Consider the following 15,842-nt stretch of genomic DNA (forward strand, 5'->3'; position numbering starts at 1 on the left):
TTCTACTTTTTATTTTCTCTATCGGCAAAATTGCCATTTTGCTGAATAGTAGCGATGCCAGCCGTCCTTGCAACGAGCCTGTCGTTGTACTCTTTTCTCATATGCTGTGGTATGGTCTTTTTCGTTAGCGCAAATAAAATGAGTCCAACATAAAGCACCAAATAGACATAGATAAAGCCAAATGCGCCAAAAATTTTCATCGCATAGCTCATAAGAAGCGGCGAGAAAAGCGAGGCAAAAGAGTAGCTAAAAAGTAGCGCGCGTGCCACTTGGACGCTCTTTGTCTTGTCTGTGATCTCGTCATTTGCCCTAGCGAGCGAAAGTCCGTATGTGCAAAAAATGCCACCGCCAAAGAAAAATGAAAGTATGTATTGAACGATCAAATTTGAGCCATTTAGCAAAAAGAGTGCTGCACTTACTAATGCTACGGCACTACAAAGCAAGAGCGCTGGGCGTCTGCCGTATCTATCTGAAAAGCCTCCGATAAATGTTTGGGCTAAAAAGCCCCCAGCCATCGCTATAGTCATAAAAAATGACGCCTCTTTTGCGCTATATCCTTGAAGTAAGACAAAGAGGCTTGCCATCGAAAAAAAGCCATTTATCGCAAGTCCTGCAACTAGCGCTCCTACGAGGGCTAGTGGGACGATGCCAAAAATTTTTGGGATGTTTATAGGCTGGCGCTGCGGGATTTGAGGCTGGTTTATGCGGATTAAATTTAAAGGTATGCTTGAGAGCATGATAAAAGCTGCGCTGATGATGAAAATTTCAAATGCGCTAAGATCAAGCGCTAAGATCAAAATTCCAAGTCCAAAGCTGGTGTAAAAAACGCACTCATAAAAGGCGATGACGCGCGATCTTATCTTGTTTGGGATCTTAGCATTTAGCCAGCTTTCTATAACCATCAAAAGTGCGTAGTAGCAATATCCCAAAAAGGCTCGCAAAATCGCCCAAAATATCAAATTTTCGCTTATGGCGTGAAGCATGGCAGAGACTGCAAAGATAGCTGAAAAGATAGCAAAAGCTCTGATGTGGCCGGTGGTTGAGATGACCCTGTGCGCTGTGATCGTGCTAATTAACGCTCCTATGAAAAATCCAGTGTTAATTAGTCCAATCGCAAGCTCACCTACGCCATTTTGCTTAAGAAGCGCGCTACAAGATGCGATGACTAGGCCATTGCCTATAAAAAGTAGGCTCATGCCTAAAAATAGCGGCCCCATCGAGCGAATGATCCTAAAGCTACTTGCCATCTGCGTCCTTTCTCAAATTATTTTGCATTATCCCAAAGATAAAAGCTCCAATAGGCATCGGAGCAAGCCCCACTAAAAAGCCAGGCACGTTTAGTAAATTTTCATTTTTTAAAAATATAAATCCAAAAAAAAGTATCGCGTAAGCGACCAAACGATAAGGCATAAAAGCCGCTGCAAAGCTTCTATCTTTAAATGAAAATTTCTGCTTTTTTAGCCTTGCTTTTTCATCTTTTAGGCTAAATTCTTTTGCCTCCCTCTGGGGCAAAATTTCATCATCCTCTTCGTCCTCTTCTTCTATCTTGGCTAAAATTTCATCTCTTGCATTTTCTAGCCTTGAGTTTATGCGGTTTTTATAGGCAAAAAAGCTAGCCGTTAGGATGATAAGCGAGGCAAAAAATGAAATTTGCGAGCTTATAAAAAATTGATTTGATATAAATTTGCCAACCACGCTAAGGACTAGCCAAAGCCCAAAGTAGCAAATAAAAAGCCTGCTAATCGTCCTCGTCATCATTGTCTTTTGTGTAGCCTTTATATCTAGTCTCGTCCTTTAGCTCATCTAGGCTTTTAACCTGCGCTTTGTAGGCTTTATAGACATTTAAAATAGCAGCTGCGATGCCAATAGCAAAGCCTATCCAAAGCGCTGGCGTGAAATTTGTAGCCTTTTTTACAAGATATCCTAGCCCAGTGCCAAGCAAGATCGCAACTACGATTGAAACGCCAAGGCTTAGCTGCTCAGCCCCTGCAACGATATCTTTTACTTTTAGCTTTGCCATTAAGCTTTTATCTCCAAAAATGCCTCTTTAGCTGCATTTACCGCTAGATCGATATCAGCTTCACTCATCGCATCGCAGATAAATCCCGTCTCAAACTGGCTTGGCGCAAGATAAATTCCACGTCTAAGCATCGCTTGGTGAAATTTAGCAAAGAGTTTTGTGTCGCTCTTTAGCGCATCGTCGTAGTTTTTTACTGCATGATCAGTAAAAAAGTAGCCAAACATAGAGCCACGAACCTCTGTTTGAATGGTGATGCCAGCGCTTTTTGCTGCCTCTTTGAAGCCATCCATTAGTCTTTTCGCTAGTTTTTCAAGTCTAGCATATAAATTTACGTCGCTATTTATCTTTGAAATTGCCGCTATACCAGCGCTCATCGCCACTGGGTTACCACTTAGCGTGCCTGCTTGATAGACAGCGCCCTCTGGGCTTAGGCAGTCCATGATCTTAGCTTTGCCACCAAATGCAGCGACGTTCATGCCTCCGCCTATGACCTTGCCAAATGTGACAAGATCGGCACTTACTTCGTGAAATGGATATGAGCCAAGGCGAGAAGCTCTAAAGCCGCTCATAACCTCATCAAGGATGAGCACAGCGCCAAATTTATCGCAAAGCTCTCTAAGCTCTCGTAAAAATTTCTTATCAGCTGGCACAAGCCCCATATTTCCTGCGATTGGCTCGATTATGACGACGCCTATTTTGTCTTTGTTGTTCTCAAAAATGGCTTTTACGCTCTCTATATCGTTGTAGATAGCTAAAAATGTATTTTTCACAACATCTTGTGGCACGCCGCCGCTTGAAGCGTTGCCGTATGTCGTAGCGCCACTTCCTGCTTTGATAAGAAGTGCGTCACTGTGTCCGTGGTAGCAGCCTTCAAATTTGATAAGTCCGTCTTTTTTAGCATATCCTCTAGCCACTCTGATAGCGCTCATAGTAGCCTCCGTGCCAGAGCTAACGAAGCGAATTTTATCTATTTGTTTAAACTCGTCACATATTAGCTTTGCTAGAGCGGTCTCTTTTGGTGAGGGAGCGCCGTAAGATACGCCTTGTTTTACAGCAGAGATGATCGCTTCTTCGATATCTTTGTCGCAGTGACCAAAGATGAGCGGTCCCCAGCTTTGGATGAAGTCAAGGTATTTTTTACCCTCAACGTCGTATAGATAAGCACCCCTAGCGTGATCTATCATCACAGGCTCGCCACCAACGCTGCCAAATGCACGAACAGGTGAATTTACGCCGCCTGGGATATATTTTTTAGCTTCACTAAACGCCTCTTTATTTGTCATTTTTTATCCTTTTGATTTTGTGTTTTTAAATTTGTCTTTTGATTATCTTTTTGATTTATTACTGGTTTTACTGGGGCCTTTTGTGCTTGCGTGCTAGCTGGCTTTGCTGGCTCAGCTGGTTTTGCAGGAGCCTTTTGTGCCTGCGCGGTGGCTGGCTCTACTGCTTTTGCGCTTGGGGCGGCTTTAGCAGGTTCTGGCTGTTTTTGCGTAGCTACAGGTGCTGTTGGCTTAGCCAAATTTTTAGGTGCTACTTTTGTGGCTTTTGCAGGAGGTTTCATCTGATTTGTGATGTATTCATAAAGGATGGTCGTCTCCTCGTCTGTCAAAAAGTAACTTGGCATGACGCCTTTTGGCTTTGTAAGAGCTGCTTTAAAGCTTTCAAAATTTATATCATTTATCTTTGGCGCTCTAAGCTCGTCATCGACCGTTTTGTTTGCTTTTTTGTCAAAGTGCTTGTATTTAGAGATTAGGCTGCCCTCACCCTTTGCGCCGTGACATTTATCACAGCCTATGCCACGTGGATTTAGGTAGAGCATCTTGGCGTACTCGGTCTTTGTGATAAAATCAGCTCCAAAAATCGCCACGCAAAAAAGCAAAATCAAAAAAACAGACCTCATAAACCTCTCTTTTAAAAATTTAATTTATTTTTAGGTATGATACCACCCTTGTGATTAAAAAAGCTTTTAAGTAAGGATCGAATATGAAAATTTTAGACGGAAAAGCCGTATCTTTAAAGGTCAAAGAAAGCGTAAAAGTAAGAGCTGATGAGCTAAAGAAATTTGGTGTCGAGCCAACCTTAGCCGTCGTCTTGGTCGGCGAAGATAAGGCATCTCAAACATACGTTAGAGCCAAAGAGAAAGCCTGCAACGAATACGGCATAAAAAGCGTGGCTCACCGTCTAAGTGAAAATACAACCCAAAACGAGCTACTTGCGCTTATAAACGTGCTAAATTTAGACGATAGCATCCATGGCATCTTGGTTCAATTGCCACTACCAAAGCACATCGATACAAACGTCGTGCTCGCAGCGATCGATCCACGAAAAGATGTAGATGGCTTTCACGCTGTAAATGTTGGCAAACTTGTTAGCGGGCTAGATGGCTTTGTGCCTTGCACACCCCTTGGCGTGATGGAGATTTTAAAAGAGTATGGCATAGATGTAGCTGGGCTAAATGCAGTGGTGATCGGCAGAAGCAACATCGTTGGCAAACCTATGGCAAATTTACTCCTAAACGCCTCTGCAACGGTTACTGTGACACACAGCAAGACCACAAATTTAAAAGAAATTTGCAAAAATGCTGACCTTATAGTCGCAGCCATTGGCAAGCCATTTTTCTTAAAGGCTGATATGGTAAAAGATGGCGCAGTAGTCGTTGATGTGGGCATAAACAGACTTGATGATGCCAGGCTTGTGGGCGATGTGGATTTTGACGAGGTCGCACCAAAATGCTCATATATCACGCCTGTTCCTGGCGGCGTTGGCCCGATGACCATAGCCATGCTTTTAAACAACACAATCCTTGCTGCACAAGCAAAGATAGCTAAAAATTAAAGAGTGAGATAATGAAGAGAGCTTTTACTAAATTTTATGACTTTTGCTCGAGCTGGACAGGCACGGTTATCATCGTTTTGCTTGTCATTTTCTTTGTAGCTCAAGCCTTTGTGATCCCGTCTGGTTCGATGAAGAATACGCTTTTGGTTGGGGATTTTTTATTTGCTAAAAAGTATGTTTATGGCATACCAACACCAAGAATTCCATGGCTTGAGGTGAAAATTTTACCTGAGCTAAATGACAATGGTCACCTCATCACAGGCGATGGTCCTGCAAGGGGCGATATAGTCGTATTTCGCTATCCAAACGATGAGAAAACTCACTTTGTAAAGCGCTGCTTTGCAACTAGCGAGGACGAGATCGTTTTTACTGAAAAAGCCCTATATCTACGCCCAAAAGAGGGAGATAGCTTTATAAAGGCAAACTGCCGAGAGAATTTAAACGGCAAAGAGAGCAAATTTGGCTACTCATGCAGTGATATAGCCGAACTTGATGGCAAACTTTTCATAAAAGAGCCATATAGATTTAGTGGCATCCACTACGATGAAAATGTAAATTTATTTGAGCAGATGGTTTTCATGCTAAATACAAACAAATCAAACGTTTTTATGAAGCCAGCGCTCATTAGCTCACTACCGCAAAATCCAAATTTTAACTTTAACGCTTTTTATGTCAAAGTACCAAAAGATGAGTACTTTATGATAGGCGACAACCGCGACCACTCAAACGATAGCCGTTTTTGGGGAAGCGTGGCTTACAAAGATATAGTTGGACAGCCTTGGTTTATTTATTTTAGCTGGGACAATAACTACAATGTGCGCTGGGAGCGTATCGGACGCTTTGTAGATACGATAGAAAATGATGAGTTTTTCACAAAACAAGCTTTAAAAGAAGGAGAAGTTGATGGACTTCACTAATTTTGACCCTATCAAAGTCGCCACTATCGTCCTCTCTTTAATAATCGCCATCGTCGGTCACGAGATCGCGCACGGATATGTCGCTTATAAATTTGGCGACAACACCGCAAAAAATCTTGGCAGACTTAGCATAAATCCCATAAAACACATCGATCTTGTTGGCACTATCATCGTGCCACTGGTGCTTTATCTAAGCACTGGTATGATGTTTGGCTGGGCAAAACCAGTGCCTGTAAATACCTACACAGTCGTGCGAAATGGTGGCTACAAGGCAGCTATATATGTAAGCCTAGCTGGCATTTGCTACAACGTCATCTTAGGCATCTTATCGCTTTTTGTGCTAAAGGCTCTATTAAATATAGAAACCTTTGAAATTTTACTTCAGTTTTTATTTACGCTTGCGCTTTTAAATTTGATGTTAGCCATCTTTAATCTCTATCCGATCCCGCCACTTGATGGTTTTCACGCGCTCGAGTACGCGCTTAGAAATTTTGGCTTTCACGCACTAGCTGAAAAGCTAGAGGGCATCTCAAGATATGGCTTTGTCATCCTTATCATCATCCTCATTTCGCCTTTAAAAGACACTATCTTTTATCCGATAAGATACGTTTTAGATATCGCAAGTGCCTTTATAAATGGCTAAATTTAGAGCAAATTCGCTCTAAATTTTTGGCTTTGTGATCTTATAAGAGTACTCTTTTTTAAATTCCTCTTTTGGTGCGAGGCTAAATTTAAGCTCCACCTTGCCATCTTTGCTGATATCTTTTTTATCAAAGCCCTTTATCTCGACCTTTACCGCCTCGTCGGCAGATACTGGCATACGATCGACCAAAGTGACATCGACACTTTTACTTGAGTTGTTTTTGACACTTATCTCATAGCCCTCTTCGCTTATTCGCTCTTTGCCAAGAAGCGAGCTCTTTTTAAATTTATTTAAGCGCTCTTTTTTAAGCTCGATTAGCTCGTTTTGTCCTAAAAATAGCTGTGAGGGCTCATCTTTAGCTTTCATCTCAAACTCGCTTGGACTGCCAACACTCACGCCATTAACATAAAACTGTGTTTTAGCTGGCGTTAGATCGTCATTTAGCTTAAAGCTAGCTACATTATAAGCCTTTAGCGAACCGTAAAAATCAGCAAAAACGCTAAAATTTGCATCCATTTTTTGCGTATCATAAGTTATATATTTGCTCTCGCCTTTTGCTAAATTTATCCCATCTATCTTCCAAATTTTGGCAAACTCATTCTCATCTCTTTGCACACGCATATCAGCGACCTCAGCGGCGACTTTCGCGGCTCTTAGCATATTTTTCGAAGCGCCGTAACCATCAGCCTCCGCCTCGCTCTCCTCGTACCAAGGGTAAAACTTGCTTGGAGCAAGCGCCTTTTGATATCTGGTTGGATAGATGGCGAGCTTTAAATTTTTAACATCGCTAGCAAATGGGTTGGTGAGTAAAATTTCTTGTTTTATCAAGATATTTTTGTTTTTTGTGTCTGCGTAAATTTCATTTAGCGTCTTTGGGGCCTCATCATCCATGTATGAAAGCGTCGCCTCTTTTGGGTCGCAAGCAAATTTCACATCAAGCTGCAAAAATCCAGCCATCTCGCTCTTTGGCTCATTTTCTTTAAGCGCTTCAAGCTCACTTTTAGCAGCTGAAATTTTCTCGATATTTTCTAGGCTAAATTTATAAAACTCATCAGCTCTTTTTGTCACATCGTTACTTTTGTTTTCTTCTACTAAAGCCTGCTCTATAAACCTACCTCTTGCATTTAGCGCCTCAAGCTTGTTGTTTAAATTTGCAATTTCTTGCTTCCATTTTATGTAACTTGGGCTATTTTCTTCGCTGATCTTTTTTAGATAAGCATTCGCGTCACAATCCCCATTTATAGTGATGCTCTCACTCTGCACACCCTCTGGCACAAAGGCGCTAAAAGAGCTATTTGCGTCACTAAATTTTTGAGTGATGATGGTTTGATCTGTGTAGAACTCTATCAGATTTTCATTTGCAAAGGCTAACGTAGAAGCCACTAAAAAGAGCGTTTTTTTCACATTTTCTCCTTTAAATTTTTGGTAAATTATAGCTTCATTTTGGCTGAGAGTAAAATTTTATTTTAATGCAACTTTGACTATAATCAACAAAAAATTTAACGGACTTTTCATGAAGATAGACAAAGTTTTCTTAGCTAGCGATCACGCTGGTTTTGAGCTAAAAAACGAGCTTAAAGAGGCTATTAAAGGGCTTGGATACGAAGTGGTTGATCTTGGCACAAACGATAAAAATAGCGTTGATTACCCTGATTATGCACATTTGCTAGCAAGCAAGCTTGAGCCTAACTGCTACGGCGTGCTAGTTTGTGGCACAGGCATAGGCATATCAATAGCTGCAAACAGGCACGAAAACGTAAGATGTGCTCTTTGCCACGACGAATTTACCGCTAGACTTGCAAGAGAGCATAACGACGCAAATGTGATCGCTTTTGGTGCAAGAGTGATCGGCGCAGGCGTGGCTATTTCGGCGGTTGAAGCATTTTTAAAGACTAAGTTTGCAGGCGGCAGGCACGAAAGAAGAGTCAAAAAAATCGAGCTTGAGGCAGGCAAATGATAGGCGAGTGGATCGTTTTTACCGCTCTTGTTTGTGCTGCGATCTACCTAACCGTCATGGTTTTTTACTTCAAAACGCTTCTAAAAAAAGAGCGTGCGACAAAAGATTTTATGAAAAATAACCTCCAAGATACCGAGGTCGTCATAAGAAAATTTCAGATCCAACTTCAACGAAGTCTAGGCAATATCGACATCTTAACAGACGAGCTAAACAAAACTAAAAACGACGTAACCTCACTTCGCACAAGAAATTCCCAGTACCGCTTAGAAAACGACAAGCTAAGACAACGAATTCGTGAGCTTGAAGGCAAGATCGAAGCGCTACTTTAACATCAAATTTAAGGAAATTTATGAAAATTTTAGATCAAAAAGGCAAAGAATTTTTACTAAACTCTATTCGCTGCATAAACGACTTTCCAAAGCCTGGCATAGTCTTTCGTGACATCACGACGCTGCTAAATAACAAAGAGGCATTTAACTTTTTGATAGATCATTTGGTGGCTAGATATGAGGACGCAAATATCAACTATATCGCTGGTATCGAGTCGCGAGGCTTTATCTTTGGCGCGGCGCTTGCGGCAAGACTAAGGCTACCTTTTGTGCCTATTCGCAAGCCAAAAAAACTGCCTTTTATCACGCTTTCTCAAAAATATAGCCTAGAGTATGGCGTCGATGAAGTGCAAATTCACATCGATGCTTTTGGAGAAAAAGCGGGCGCTAGAGTGCTTTTGATGGACGATCTCATCGCGACTGGTGGCACTGCAAAGGCTTCAGTTGAGCTTATCAATCAAACTAACGCAACCTGCGTAGAAGCTTGCTTTCTAATAGATCTAGTCGATCTAAAAGGTAGCGAAAAGCTAAAGTCGCTTACTAAAATTTACAGCGTTTTAGAGGTTTAGAATGGAAGAGTTTTTTATAGAACTGCTTAAAGAGTACGGCTACATCATACTTTTTGTCTGGTGTATCATGGAGGGCGAGATGGCCTTAATAATGGCTGGAATTCTCGCTCACACCACACACATGCACATCGCGCTTGCTATCTTTGTGGCTGGACTTGGAGGCTTTGTGGGAGATCAAATCTACTTCTACCTTGGCCGTTACAATAAAAAATACATCGCAAAAAGGCTTCACACGCAGCGGAGAAAATTTGCAGTGGCGCACATAATGCTGAAAAAATACGGTTGGCCGATCATCTTTTTGCAACGCTATATGTATGGCTTTCGTGTCATCATACCGCTTTGCATAGGACTTACTGGTTATGATGCTAAAAAATATGCCTTTATAAATTTAATCAGCGCTTGGTGCTGGGCGGCGATCACCACCATACCTGCTTGGATACTTGGCGAGCATATACTTGTGCTTTTGCAAGAAGCAAAAGAGCACTGGTATGTCGCTATCCCAGTGGTTGCTATATTTATGGGGCTTTTGATCTATGCATTTAAGCGCATCGAAAATAAAATTTTAAACGAAAGGAGAGATAGAAGACATGCAGTTTCAAATAGTTGATAAGAAATTAAAAGATATAAAAGCTGATATTGAACTAATTTTCGTAGTAGATAAGGAGTTAAAACATAAATTTATAGGCGATAAAGAGGCTATTAAATTTAACAATTACAAAGGCGATAGCGTCCTCATTCTAAGCGAGGCAAAAAGAGCTTACGTTCCACTTTCTAAGCTTGATCTTGATGAGCTTAGAGTTGCAGCTGCTAAAGCTTATAACGCGCTAAAATCGCTAAACATCAAGAGTATAAAGCTAGCCTCTTACGTAGCGCAGTGCCAAAAACTAAGCTTTGAAGCGCTAGCCGAGGGCTTTTTGCTTGGTAGTTATGAATTTAACAAATATAAAGAGAAAAAAGAGAGATACACCCTAAAAGAGGTCATCTTTTCTACTGAAGAATTTGCTGGCAAAAAGGTCGATCTAAAGGCAGCAAATGAGGGCTTTAAAGAGGCAGAGATAATAGCAAGCGCTACAAATTTCACAAAAGATATCGTAAATGAAATCCCAGAAATTTACACACCACAAAAGATGGCGCAGGACGCTTTAAATTTAGCCAAAGATATCGCCAGCATAAAGTGCGAGGTCTATGATGAGAAATTTCTAGCTAAAGAGAATATGAACGCATTTTTGGCGGTAAATCGCGCAAGCGTGCATAAACCAAGGCTCATCCACCTAACCTATAAGCCTAAAAAATCTAAAAAACGCATCATCTTTGTCGGCAAAGGCCTAACATACGATAGCGGCGGACTTAGCTTGAAGCCGGCTGATTATATGCTAACAATGAAGTCAGACAAAAGCGGCGCAGCAGCAGCTCTTGGCATCATAAAAGGTGCAGCAGAGCTAAATTTACCATTTGAAATTCACGCCATTTTGGGCGCAACTGAAAATATGATCGGCGGCAACGCTTATAAGCCAGACGACGTGCTTATTTCAAGAAGCGGCGTTAGCATAGAGGTTAGAAACACCGACGCAGAGGGACGTTTGGTGCTGGCTGACTGCCTAAGCTACGCACAAGACTTTAAACCAGACATCCTAATCGACATGGCAACCCTAACTGGCGCTTGCGTCGTGGGACTTGGCGAATACACAACAGGCATCATGGGCAACAGCGAGAGCCTAAAAAATGAGTTTAAAAACAAGATAAAAGATAGCGGCGAGCTAGCGACTACGCTTGATTTTAACCCTTATCTTAGCGAGCTTATAAAAAGCCAGATCGCAGATGTTAGCAACTGCGCCTCAAGCAGATATGGCGGCGCGATCACAGCTGGCATGTTTTTGGCTAAATTTATCAAAGATGAGTACAAAGACAAGTGGCTGCACCTTGATATCGCAGGTCCAGCATACCGCGAAAAGGCTTGGGGATATAATCAAGCAGGTGCGAGCGGAGCAGGAGTTAGGATGAATTTATACTTTTTACAAGCACTTAGCAAGGAGAATTGATGGGACTTTCAGTTGGAATAGTAGGCCTGCCAAATGTGGGCAAATCAACGACATTTAACGCACTTACAAAGGCGCAAAACGCTGAGAGTGCGAACTATCCGTTTTGCACTATCGAGCCAAACAAAGCCATCGTGCCAGTGCCTGATAAACGCCTAAATGAGCTTGCAAAGATAGTTAGTCCAAATAAAATTCAATATTCAACCATCGAATTTGTCGATATCGCAGGCCTTGTAAAAGGGGCTAGCTCTGGCGAGGGACTTGGCAATAAATTTTTATCAAACATCAGAGAGACCGAGCTTATCTTGCACATAGTTCGCTGCTTTGAGGATGAGAACATCACTCACGTCGAGGGCAGCGTCGATCCAGTAAGAGACATCGAGATCATCCAAACCGAGCTGATACTAGCTGACATCGAGCAGCTAAATAAAAAGATAGAAAAGCTCACAAGAGAGGCAAAAGCAAATGCAAAAGGCGCAAAAGAGGCGCTTGAGATAGCAAATTTGCTTCTTGCTCACCTAAACGATGGCAAAAGTGCTAGCAGCTTTGAACAAAGAGATAGTGAGGCATTTTTGGCGCTAAACAAAGAGCTAAGACTTCTAAGCGCAAAAGAGGTAGTTTATGGTGCAAATGTCGATGAAGAGGGACTTAGTGAAGATAATAAATTTGTAAAAGCACTAAAAGAGTACGCTAAAGCCTCAGACCACGAGGTGATCAAGCTTTGCGCCAAGGTCGAAGAGGAGCTAATAGGCCTAAGCGACGAAGAGGCTCACGAGTTTTTGGCATCTCTTGGCACGAGTGAGAGCGGCCTTGAAAAGATCATCAAAACGTCTTTTGCAAAGCTAAATTTGATAAGCTATTTCACTGCTGGCGTCGTGGAAGTAAGGGCTTGGACGATCACAAATGGCTGGAAAGCGCCAAAAGCAGCAAGCGTCATCCACAACGACTTTGAGAGGGGCTTTATCAGAGCTGAAGTGATAAGCTACGAGGACTACATCGCACATGGCGGCGAAAACGGAGCCAAAGAAGCTGGCAAGATGAGACTTGAGGGCAAAGACTACGTCGTGCAAGATGGCGACGTGATGCACTTTAGGTTTAATGTCTAAATTTTACAAGGTTTTTACCTTGTAAAATTCTTTTTTTTAAAATATCAAATTTATTTTTTCAATAACCACAAGCTAGGAAGTCTAAAAAATTTATCTTACAAAATTTTAAAATCTGCAAAATTTAACTTTTAAATTTTTATACTCGCTATATACATACAAAAACGATTAGGATTAAATTACCATAGCATTAGTTATCCTTTTTCGTATTTATACAGGGCTTTTAGCGATACCATAAAACACTCAACTTATCAAAAACAAAATGGGATCTGTGTAAAATGTAATGAACATTTTGATATAAGTGATATGGAAGCTGATCATATTACTCCGTGGAGCGAGGGCGGAAAGACAATAGCTCAAAACTGTCAAATGCTTTGTAAAAATTGTAATAGGATAAAATCAAATAGGTAATTAAGACTGAATAGATTTTTTTACTAGAGTATAGAATTCTTGTTTGTTTTTAGGTTTATTACATTTTGTTATAGGATGAAATTTCGTTATTTATCCTATTAGTTTTTGATCTTCTGTGTATATTTTGACTTTTTTGCCAGTTATAAGATTATGCAATCTACAACCGTTAATATAATCGTCAAAGGCTATACAGTTATTGCATGTTTGTTGTCCCATGATTGTCCTTTGAGGATGGTGCGAATAGTATTATAATACTATTATTATTTTTATTTTCTTTCTACTGTTGTGCTAGCGCTACTAAAGAATATAAGTTTTTTTAATGGTTTTACATCAGTTGGGGCTTTATCAAAGTAGTCACCAGCATCTTCACATTGTAATTGTCCTCTAACCTTTATTTTTGCATATCTAAATTTGTTATCGTTTGTTAGTTCAAATTGTGCATAATTTGCTAGATCATATCTTCCTATTCCACCAACTTCCAAATCCTGATCTTCTTTATCATAAACTACATATCTTTCTTGTCTTCTGTCGTTTTTATCAATATTTATTAGTTTATATTTTACATCTGCTACAAGCCAGTCATATTTTGTTGTTGTGTTTTGGCATGCTTCCTTAAAACTTCTTGCCACTTTGCCACTGACACCATCATCATCTCCGCAACCTGACAATGCTAGAGCTATGATGCCACTCAATGCTAATAATGAAACTTTTTTCATATACTGTCATTTTATATTTTTTAAATTTAAGCTCTAAAAACAATTCATTTTTTCTAAATTTTCCTTGCGGAAATGAAAAATTTATTTTTTTCATCGCTTATTCGGCTATTTTATCCTTTTATTTTTAAAGTTTTCACTTGCGCGACTTAAATTCAAACCTCTTTTGCGCTGTTTTTAAAGACATTTACCACGCTGGCTCGTTTGTGGCAAATTTCAGCATACTCTTTTTCGCTTTTTGAGTCATAGACTATGCCAGCTCCAGCTCCGACAAAGACGTCGCTAAAGCCGTTTTTAGCTGGTACAAAGATGGCTGAGCGGATGAGGATCGCCACCTGAGCGTCGCCATTAAAATGCAAAAATCCAATGCCCCCGCCATAGATATTTCGCTCAAAAATTTCAAGCTCATTGATTATCTGCATCGCTCTGATCTTTGGCGCACCGCTTAGCGTGCCAGCTGGGAAGATGCTAGCTAGCACGTCAAAAAGGTTAAGCTCCCTAGCGCACTTGCCATAGACGTCGCTCACGATGTGCATCACTTTTTCAAATTTTTGGATATGCATCGCATTTTTCACGACCACGCTCTTTGGCTCTGAGACCCTGCCGATGTCATTTCTGGCAAGATCGATTAGCATCTTATGTTCAGCCAGCTCCTTTTCGTCGCTTAGTAGCTCATTTTCAAGTGCCGCATCAGCGTTTGCATCACTGCCTCTTGGTCTTGTGCCTGCGATTGGTGCTACAAAAATTTGCTCGCTTTTCATCTCAAAAACAAGCTCAGGCGACGAGCCAACCACATCGCCATAAGGCGTAGGAAAATGAAACATATACGGGCTAGGATTTGCTATGGCTAGTTTTTTGTAAAAGTCCAAGCTGCTCATATTCGTTGAAATTTCAAGTAGCTCACCAAGCACCACCTGAAAGACGTCGCCGCTTCTTATGTATTCTTTTGCTACTTCAACCATATCTTCAAAGTGTTTCTTTTCGTTACTAAGATCAGTTTTTATGCTAAATTCACACTCTTTTTCGCCCTTATGCTCAGCCTTTAAATTTAGCAAAAAGTCATAATACCTCTCTTGATCTCCATAAAAAGTGTAAATTTTACTCATCTTATCAAAGTGCATATATGCTTTTGCGTCAGCGTAGATAAATTTTGGAAATTCATACTTTTTAGCTTTCTCTTCGCCGATATACTCAAAGTATCTCACGCCATCATAAGCAAAAACGCCAAAAAGTCCAGCAAAAGGTGCGAGCGATCTATTACGATTAGTATCAAAGTAGCTTCTAAGTCCGTAAAAGTCCATATCCTTTTCGTCGATATATTCGCAGTCTATGCCGATTATCGTCTGTGTCTTGTCTTCAGCAAGGTAGCTATTTTTAAATTTCTCTCTGATCGCTTCGTAATAAAAAAGTGGTTGTTCTAAGAGCATATTTTTCCTTTTAAATTTTTATTGATTATAAAAAATTTTCGCTTTTACTTTTTAGAATTTTGGCTAAATTTTTAAATTTACGCCTTTTTACTATTTTTTTAAGAGCCCCTTGGCTAAAATTTGCGCCAGTCGAGGGAGAAAAAATGCTTTTTGTAGAACTATTTATAATCGGTATCGGCGTTGGTTACATCGCTGGGTTTTTTGGCATCGGTGGCGGCACGGTCGTCGTTCCTATCATGGTCGCCTTTGGATACGACGTCAAAACTGCCATTGGCATAAGCGTCATGCAGATGATCTTTAGCGCGACGTTTGGCTCGTATCTAAACTACAAAGCTGGGCTTTTAAAGCTAGATCGTGGCGTGGTTTTGGGGCTTGGAGGCTTGGTTGGAGCTAGCTTTAGCGGCATCATCGTATCGCACGCGCCTGCACTTTTACTTGAGTCTATGCTACTTGCGACATTTGTCTTTTCGCTTATAAAACTATACTTTTCACCAAACAGCGACGGCTCAAATGCGAATAATTCACTCTTTTTGCTATTTTTAGTTGGTGTTTTTGTTGGCGTTTTTGCCATTAGCATCGGCATCGGTGGAGGCGTCTTTATCGCTCCTATCTTGGTTGGCTTTTTGCGTTATGAGCTTAAAAAAGCCGTTTCTATGGGCGTGTTTTTCGTTATGTTTGCAGCCATTGCCGGCTTCACCTCACTCTCACTAAATGGTCACATCTCATACGCTGAGGGCACATTTTTAGGTCTTGGCTCGCTAATTGGCGCATACTTTGGCACCAAAAAGACGCAATATACCGACAAAAAAACACTTAAAAAATGGTTTTTGGTCTTTTACATAGCGATGATATGTTTGATATTAAAAGATATGTTTTTTTGAG

The 15,842-nt window shown here is 40.8% G+C and carries 19 protein-coding genes; 11 read left to right on the plus strand and 8 right to left on the minus strand.

Translation table 11 applies throughout. The features are described from left to right. Positions 1-2: 2 nt before the first annotated feature. Genes CYO90_RS03640 through CYO90_RS10770 form a run of 5 tightly spaced genes read right to left on the minus strand, consistent with a single transcriptional unit; the run spans position 3 to position 3,920 of the window. Entirely contained in the window at positions 3-1,247 is a 1,245-nt protein-coding gene (locus CYO90_RS03640; RefSeq protein WP_103578475.1) for an MFS transporter, read from the minus strand. Further along, entirely contained in the window at positions 1,237-1,755 is a 519-nt protein-coding gene (locus CYO90_RS03645) for a hypothetical protein (RefSeq protein WP_258030636.1), read from the minus strand. The genes CYO90_RS03640 and CYO90_RS03645 overlap by 11 nt, the downstream gene beginning before the upstream one ends. Beyond that, positions 1,739-2,020: an AtpZ/AtpI family protein gene (locus CYO90_RS03650; protein WP_103578477.1), complete on the minus strand. Its 282-nt coding sequence runs from the start codon at positions 2,018-2,020 to the stop codon at positions 1,739-1,741. Before CYO90_RS03650 ends, CYO90_RS03645 begins: the two co-directional genes overlap by 17 nt. Beyond that, positions 2,020-3,303 carry a glutamate-1-semialdehyde 2,1-aminomutase gene (gene hemL / locus CYO90_RS03655; protein WP_103578478.1) on the minus strand — a complete coding sequence of 428 codons (1,284 nt, stop codon included), beginning with the start codon at positions 3,301-3,303 and terminating at the stop codon, positions 2,020-2,022. The genes CYO90_RS03650 and hemL overlap by 1 nt, the downstream gene beginning before the upstream one ends. Next, positions 3,300-3,920 carry a c-type cytochrome gene (locus tag CYO90_RS10770; RefSeq protein WP_103578479.1) on the minus strand — a complete coding sequence of 207 codons (621 nt, stop codon included), beginning with the start codon at positions 3,918-3,920 and terminating at the stop codon, positions 3,300-3,302. The genes hemL and CYO90_RS10770 overlap by 4 nt, the downstream gene beginning before the upstream one ends. A gap of 83 nt (positions 3,921-4,003) precedes the next feature. Here CYO90_RS10770 and folD point away from each other — a divergent pair, with 83 nt between their 5' ends. From folD to CYO90_RS03675, 3 genes are read left to right on the plus strand one after another with little or no spacing between them, the layout of a single operon-like run. Next, the gene (gene folD / locus CYO90_RS03665) at positions 4,004-4,855 is read left to right on the plus strand and encodes a bifunctional methylenetetrahydrofolate dehydrogenase/methenyltetrahydrofolate cyclohydrolase FolD (RefSeq protein ID WP_103578480.1); all 852 of its coding nucleotides are present in this window, start codon (positions 4,004-4,006) and stop codon (positions 4,853-4,855) included. An 11-nt stretch (positions 4,856-4,866) separates the two neighbouring features. Beyond that, entirely contained in the window at positions 4,867-5,772 is a 906-nt protein-coding gene (gene lepB / locus CYO90_RS03670) for a signal peptidase I (protein WP_002939748.1), read from the plus strand. Further along, positions 5,759-6,415 (plus strand): site-2 protease family protein, encoded by a 657-nt coding sequence (locus CYO90_RS03675; protein WP_103578481.1) that lies wholly within the window; start codon positions 5,759-5,761, stop codon positions 6,413-6,415. The genes lepB and CYO90_RS03675 overlap by 14 nt, the downstream gene beginning before the upstream one ends. 18 nt (positions 6,416-6,433) lie before the next feature. Here the strand turns inward: CYO90_RS03675 and CYO90_RS03680 are convergent, their stop codons facing one another. Next, positions 6,434-7,819, minus strand: coding sequence for a DUF4139 domain-containing protein (locus CYO90_RS03680; RefSeq protein WP_103578482.1), 1,386 nt, complete (start codon positions 7,817-7,819; stop codon positions 6,434-6,436). A 109-nt stretch (positions 7,820-7,928) separates the two neighbouring features. Between CYO90_RS03680 and rpiB the strand changes: the two genes are divergently transcribed. The 7 genes from rpiB (at position 7,929) to CYO90_RS10455 (ending at position 12,820) form a co-directional block, all read left to right on the plus strand. Next, a complete protein-coding gene (rpiB, locus tag CYO90_RS03685) occupies positions 7,929-8,372 on the plus strand; it encodes a ribose 5-phosphate isomerase B (protein ID WP_103578483.1) in 444 nt (147 codons plus the stop codon). Next, on the plus strand, positions 8,369-8,701 hold the full coding sequence (locus CYO90_RS03690; RefSeq protein ID WP_002939538.1) for a hypothetical protein: 333 nt from the start codon (positions 8,369-8,371) through the stop codon (positions 8,699-8,701). Before rpiB ends, CYO90_RS03690 begins: the two co-directional genes overlap by 4 nt. Positions 8,702-8,721: 20 nt before the next feature. Beyond that, the gene (apt, locus tag CYO90_RS03695) at positions 8,722-9,270 is read left to right on the plus strand and encodes an adenine phosphoribosyltransferase (protein ID WP_103578484.1); all 549 of its coding nucleotides are present in this window, start codon (positions 8,722-8,724) and stop codon (positions 9,268-9,270) included. 1 nt (position 9,271) lies between these two features. Beyond that, a complete protein-coding gene (locus CYO90_RS03700; RefSeq protein WP_054196332.1) occupies positions 9,272-9,877 on the plus strand; it encodes a DedA family protein in 606 nt (201 codons plus the stop codon). Next, on the plus strand, positions 9,858-11,309 hold the full coding sequence (locus CYO90_RS03705) for a leucyl aminopeptidase (RefSeq protein ID WP_103578485.1): 1,452 nt from the start codon (positions 9,858-9,860) through the stop codon (positions 11,307-11,309). Before CYO90_RS03700 ends, CYO90_RS03705 begins: the two co-directional genes overlap by 20 nt. Beyond that, positions 11,309-12,412 carry a redox-regulated ATPase YchF gene (gene ychF, locus CYO90_RS03710; RefSeq protein WP_103578486.1) on the plus strand — a complete coding sequence of 368 codons (1,104 nt, stop codon included), beginning with the start codon at positions 11,309-11,311 and terminating at the stop codon, positions 12,410-12,412. The genes CYO90_RS03705 and ychF overlap by 1 nt, the downstream gene beginning before the upstream one ends. 264 nt (positions 12,413-12,676) lie before the next feature. Further along, positions 12,677-12,820: an HNH endonuclease gene (locus tag CYO90_RS10455; RefSeq protein ID WP_258030645.1), complete on the plus strand. Its 144-nt coding sequence runs from the start codon at positions 12,677-12,679 to the stop codon at positions 12,818-12,820. Positions 12,821-13,086: 266 nt separating this feature from the next. Here the strand turns inward: CYO90_RS10455 and CYO90_RS03720 are convergent, their stop codons facing one another. Together CYO90_RS03720 and CYO90_RS03725 are read right to left on the minus strand one after the other, a co-directional pair. Next, positions 13,087-13,536: a hypothetical protein gene (locus CYO90_RS03720; protein ID WP_103578488.1), complete on the minus strand. Its 450-nt coding sequence runs from the start codon at positions 13,534-13,536 to the stop codon at positions 13,087-13,089. Positions 13,537-13,688: 152 nt separating this feature from the next. Beyond that, positions 13,689-14,960, minus strand: a complete 1,272-nt coding sequence (locus CYO90_RS03725) for an anthranilate synthase component I family protein (protein WP_103578489.1) — start codon at positions 14,958-14,960, stop codon at positions 13,689-13,691. Positions 14,961-15,103: 143 nt separating this feature from the next. Between CYO90_RS03725 and CYO90_RS03730 the strand changes: the two genes are divergently transcribed. Beyond that, complete coding sequence (locus tag CYO90_RS03730) at positions 15,104-15,841, plus strand: sulfite exporter TauE/SafE family protein (protein ID WP_103578554.1); 738 nt, start codon at positions 15,104-15,106, stop codon at positions 15,839-15,841. The last annotated feature ends 1 nt before the right edge of the window (position 15,842 follow it).

Origin of the sequence: Campylobacter concisus (assembly GCF_002913745.1) — a bacterium.
Taxonomy (GTDB): domain Bacteria; phylum Campylobacterota; class Campylobacteria; order Campylobacterales; family Campylobacteraceae; genus Campylobacter_A; species Campylobacter_A concisus_R.